The sequence below is a fragment of the Bacillus paramycoides genome, from assembly GCF_001884235.1.
GTDB lineage: Bacteria > Bacillota > Bacilli > Bacillales > Bacillaceae_G > Bacillus_A > Bacillus_A paramycoides.
In genome coordinates, this window is sequence record NZ_MAOI01000055.1 from 1 (window position 1) to 4,809 (window position 4,809).

4 protein-coding genes and 1 pseudogene are annotated in these 4,809 nt (G+C 34.7%); 4 read left to right on the forward strand and 1 reads right to left on the reverse strand.

The genetic code is table 11. The features are described from left to right. Nucleotides 1-39: 39 nt before the first annotated feature. Nucleotides 40-1,143 (reverse strand): CotS family spore coat protein, encoded by a 1,104-nt coding sequence (locus tag BAU28_RS08390; protein WP_025151164.1) that lies wholly within the window; start codon nucleotides 1,141-1,143, stop codon nucleotides 40-42. A 152-nt stretch (nucleotides 1,144-1,295) separates the two neighbouring features. Here BAU28_RS08390 and BAU28_RS08395 point away from each other — a divergent pair, with 152 nt between their 5' ends. From BAU28_RS08395 to BAU28_RS30675, 4 genes and pseudogenes are all read left to right on the forward strand, one after another. Further along, entirely contained in the window at nucleotides 1,296-2,432 is a 1,137-nt protein-coding gene (locus BAU28_RS08395; RefSeq protein WP_025151163.1) for a glycosyltransferase family 4 protein, read from the forward strand. A gap of 24 nt (nucleotides 2,433-2,456) precedes the next feature. Further along, entirely contained in the window at nucleotides 2,457-3,515 is a 1,059-nt protein-coding gene (gene cotS / locus BAU28_RS08400) for a spore coat putative kinase CotS (protein WP_048374826.1), read from the forward strand. A gap of 1 nt (nucleotide 3,516) precedes the next feature. Beyond that, a complete protein-coding gene (locus BAU28_RS08405) occupies nucleotides 3,517-4,206 on the forward strand; it encodes a hypothetical protein (RefSeq protein ID WP_071718318.1) in 690 nt (229 codons plus the stop codon). An 80-nt stretch (nucleotides 4,207-4,286) separates the two neighbouring features. Then, a pseudogene (locus tag BAU28_RS30675) lies at nucleotides 4,287-4,809 on the forward strand (AAA family ATPase); the annotation flags it as partial.

Here is a 4,809-nt window from a genome sequence, read left to right on the forward strand (position 1 = left end):
TGCTGCGCGTGGAGGAAGGAGAATTCTGGCTGAAGTTCGTTAAAATTCCTCTATTAATATATTTAAAGCTTTTGACTTTATCCTTTCATATTCCATAGCTCCAGCAAGTTCGTCAGCAAGTAATGGTGATTTTCTGACGTATTTTTCACGAATTACATCATATAACTCGTATGGAAATAGCATATCAATAAACATAATTTTCTTCTGCTCTGCTGTTAAAGGAGAAACTGACTCATATGCGTTAATCATAATTTGAAATTGGTTTTCATTCCAAACACCAGTTGTATCTAGTAAAGGAATAATCATTTTACGCAAGTCTCGAATAGGGAGATCGTAAGAAACTGTATCTAAGTCAATTACCCAAATTTGATTACTTGGATCTAATAAGGAATTTCCTGTTCCATAATCTTGATGACATAAATTGGGGAATGTTTGTAATTCATCAGTCCATTTTGTATATTCAGATTCCAATAGTCTTTGGTGTGTATGTTTTGCTTCTAAAATGAAAGCATCAATTTCAGCTAAGTAAAATTGTGAAAATGGGTCATCCGGCATAGTTGTGGATAAAGTTTTCCAAATTTCCATCTGCTGAAATCTTTTAATGTAATGATTGGGCCAACGTCCCAGCTTTGTAAAGATAGGTATGCCTGGTGGCGGTTTGTAGCCAATAGAAGCTACATGAAAATCCGCTAGACCTTTCATAATCATTTCAAGATCTTCTTGCATTGTAAGCTCAAACGGTCTTCCTTCAATCCACTCATAAACAACAAATAAAAATGGACCGTGTTTTGTATATAACTGATTCAGTTTGCTTGGAATTATGCTTGGAACACGCATGCCTTTTTTGGCGAGATAATCTTGAGCATGAATGGAAAATAAGGCTTTTTTTTCAGGGCGATGAATTCTCTTCAAGCAAAATGGTCCATCTGTAGTATGAATTTTCCAGACTAAGGCCAGTTGTCCACCTTGTACTAATTCGATTGTAGTCGCATCAATATCCCAATGTTTAATCATTGTCTCTGCCAATACTACTAATTTTTGCTCCTCTTCGGGTGATAATGTATATACCGCATCTTCATTGTGATTCTCCAAATATGTCACCATCCTTTTATACTCTCTTATTACTGTATGGTATATGGCCATTTTTGTTCTAGCCATTTGCCTTTAAGAAGAAAAAGTAATGTTTACCAAATTTAATTATAAAGAATGAAAAATAATTGATAACTCACAAACATAAGGGTTTCTTCGTAATATATGAAGAGGATTGCATTTTTATGAAACAGGGGGGAGATTAAGTGAAAATTGCGATAATATCTACTGAAAAGCTACCTGTGCCAGCTGTACGAGGTGGAGCTATTCAAATTTATATAGATTCTGTTGCTTCCATTATTGCTTCAAATGGAAAAAATGTGACAGTTATTTCTATAACAGATCCTAATTTAAAACCAGAAGAAAAAAATGGTGGTGTAAGGTATATACGTTTTCCAGAAGAGGAATATCTGCCTTATATTATTAAACATTTGAAACAGGAAAAGTATGATGTGGTTCATTTATGTAATCGTCCCAATTGGATTACGATTTTACGTGAGGCGGCACCACAGACCAAATTTGTGTTAAGTGTGCATAATGAAATGTTTGCATATGAAAAGATAAGTGATAAAGAGGGCGAAGCATGTATTGCAGCTGTTTCCAAAATTGTAACAGTTAGTGATTATATAGGAAAAACAATAACCTCGCGCTTTCAAACCGCAAAACCTAAGACAAAAACAGTATATTCTGGTGTAGATGTAAATGAATATTATCCTTCATGGACCGTGAATGGTACAAAAGTTAAAAATCATGTACAAAAACTGTTAAATTTACAAAATAAAAAAGTGGTTTTGTTTGTTGGACGCTTGAGCAAAGTAAAAGGTCCTCATGTTTTGCTACAAGCTCTTCCTAAAATCATTGAGGAAAATCCAGACATTGTAATGGTTTTTATTGGTTCAAAATGGTTTGGAGATGACAATGTAAATAATTATGTAAAACATTTATATACCTTAGGCGCAATGTTTCCAGAAAATGTAGTCTTTATTAAGTTTGTTAAGCCGAAGGATATTTCAACACTTTACGCTATGTCAGATATTTTTGTCTGTTCTTCACAGTGGCAAGAGCCTCTTGCTAGGGTACATTACGAAGCAATGGCAGCGGGATTACCAATTATTACAAGTAACCGAGGTGGTAACCCTGAGGTAATTGAAGAAGGGAAAAATGGATATATTGTCAGTGACTTTGAGAATCCTGATGCATATGCAGAAAAAATAATTAATCTATTGAATAGCGAAAATAACAGAAAACAGATGGGGAAATATGGACGTGCGAAAGTTGAAAAAGAATTTAGTTGGAACCGAGTTGCCATGGATCTAATGAAAGTGTATGGGGAAATTTTATAGAATTTAAGAGGGGGCTGATGAAAATTGGAAGAAACAACTGGATTAGAGAGCGAACATTTAAAAAAGGTACTTAGCTTTTATCCATTTGAAGTAAGTAATATCATTCTCCAGTCAAGCAGAAGTGGGAGAACGATTTGGGAAGTTGAAACAGAAGAAGGATTAAAAATATTAAAACAAGCACATATGCACCCAAAAAGGATGCTATTTATTGCTGGAGCCCATTTACATCTCCTTCAAAATGGATTACCGATTACAAAAATTCACCAAACAAAAAGAGGGGGATTTTGTATTGGATCTGATGAGTATGCGTATGTACTATATGATAAACATCAAGGGAAAGAAGTCATTTATTATAATAAAGAACAATTAGAGAAGGTACTAATATATGCAGGAAAATTTCATCAAGCATCGGAAGGGTATATTCCGATGCAGGAAAGTAAAATACGGAGTCGATTAGGAAAATGGCATAAATTATTCAGATGGAAATTACAAGAATTAGAAGGAAACAAAAGGATTGCACTCTCTTTTCCAAATGATTTGTTTTCAACTATGTTTTTAGAGTACGCCGATAAAATGTTAGCACGTGGTAAGAAAGCATTACAAGAAATAAATGAGCCATATTATGACCAATGGACAAAAGAAGTTATTGCATCTAAAAGTTTTTGTCAGCAGGATTTTACTTTGGCAAGATTTGCAGAAATAGATGATGCTATGTTTATGAAAGAGCTACATTCTATTACAAGTGATTTACCCGTGAGAGACCTACGTATTATCTTAAATAAAGTAATGAAAAAAATGTCAGTTTGGGATACTAATTTAGCAATTCATATGTTAAGTGCCTATAACTCGGAAAATTCCTTAACAGAAAAACAATTTCGTGTTCTTTGGACCGATTTATCGTTTCCTCACTTATTCTGTTCAATTGCACATAAATACTATTTAGGACAAAAGCGTTCTTGGTCTGATGAAAAGTATATTTGGGCATTGCAAAATATCATTGCACTTGAAGATTCTAAGGAAGAATTTTTACAAAATTTTTCTGATATTTACCACGAAATCAAGAGCAATAGTGGGGGGAAATAAAATGAAGCCAGAACTGGAAGAGATAGTGATTCCTATTTTAGATTTAGAGAAATTTGTGTTTTCTCCACCAGGACCAATGGGATGGGAATTGTCCGAGTATGAGCAACAAAAAAATATTGTACTAAATGAATCTTCTGTACTAGAGAATTTAGTGATTATTAAAGAAATAGAATTAGTAGAGTTACCCAAAAATGGATTGATAGAGCTAGAAAAGCAAATCCCACCAAAAACTACAAAAATTGATGAAATAAATGATGAAGGGATTCAAAATGTAATAGAGCTAGAAGAGCAAAACCAGGAACAAAATGAGATCATTTTAACTGAAATGGAAGAGCGAAACCAGGAACAAGATGAGGTCGTTTTAACTGAAATAGAAAAGCCGAGAGTAAAAGTCAAAATTATTCCTCACGATCAACCATTAAAAAGTCCATGGCTAGCAGTAGAGTTACCCAAAAATGGATTGATAGTGCTAGAAAAGCAAATCCCGCCAAAAACTACAAAAATTGATGAAATAAATGATGAAGGGATTCAAAATGTAATAGAGCTAGAAAGGCGAAACCAGGAACAAAATGAGGTCATTTTAACTGAAATAGAAAAGCCGAAAGTAAAAGTCAAAATTATTCCTCACGATCAATCATCAAAAAGTCCATGGATAGCGAAATTAGTAAAGAACGCTAAGGAAAACGAATAATGAAAATTCCGCAAATATATTAAGCTTTTCATATTCTTTCAACATAGTATATATAAATCTATATCGAAGGAGTTAGGTAAATGGCCGATGTGAAAAGAGCAAAAATAAAACTAGATGTTGAGAATGGTTTTAGTGTTAATTCGGATGAGGATATACAGGAAGTTCTAAAATCTCTAACTGAAATGATTCAATCTGGCACACATAATGGTGTAGAGGTTGAAATTCAATATCTTGATGAAACAGAAGTTATCTTTACAGCCGAAGAAGAAGAAGAGGAGGACGAAGACGAAGAAGAAGCCGAAGAAGAAGAAGAAGAGGACGAAGCCGAAGAAGAAGACGAAGACGAAGAAGAAGAAGAGGACGAAGACGAAGAAGAAGAGGACGAAGACGAAGAAGAAGACGAAGACGAAGAAGAAGAAGAGGACGAAGACGAAGAAGAAGAGGACGAAGCCGAAGAAGAAGAAGAGGACGAAGACGAAGACGAAGAAGAAGAAGAAGAAGAGGACGAAGACGAAGAAGAAGAGGACGAAGCCGAAGAAGAAGCCGAAGAAGAAGAAGAAGAGGACGAAGACGAGGACGAAGAAGAAGACGAGGACGAAGACG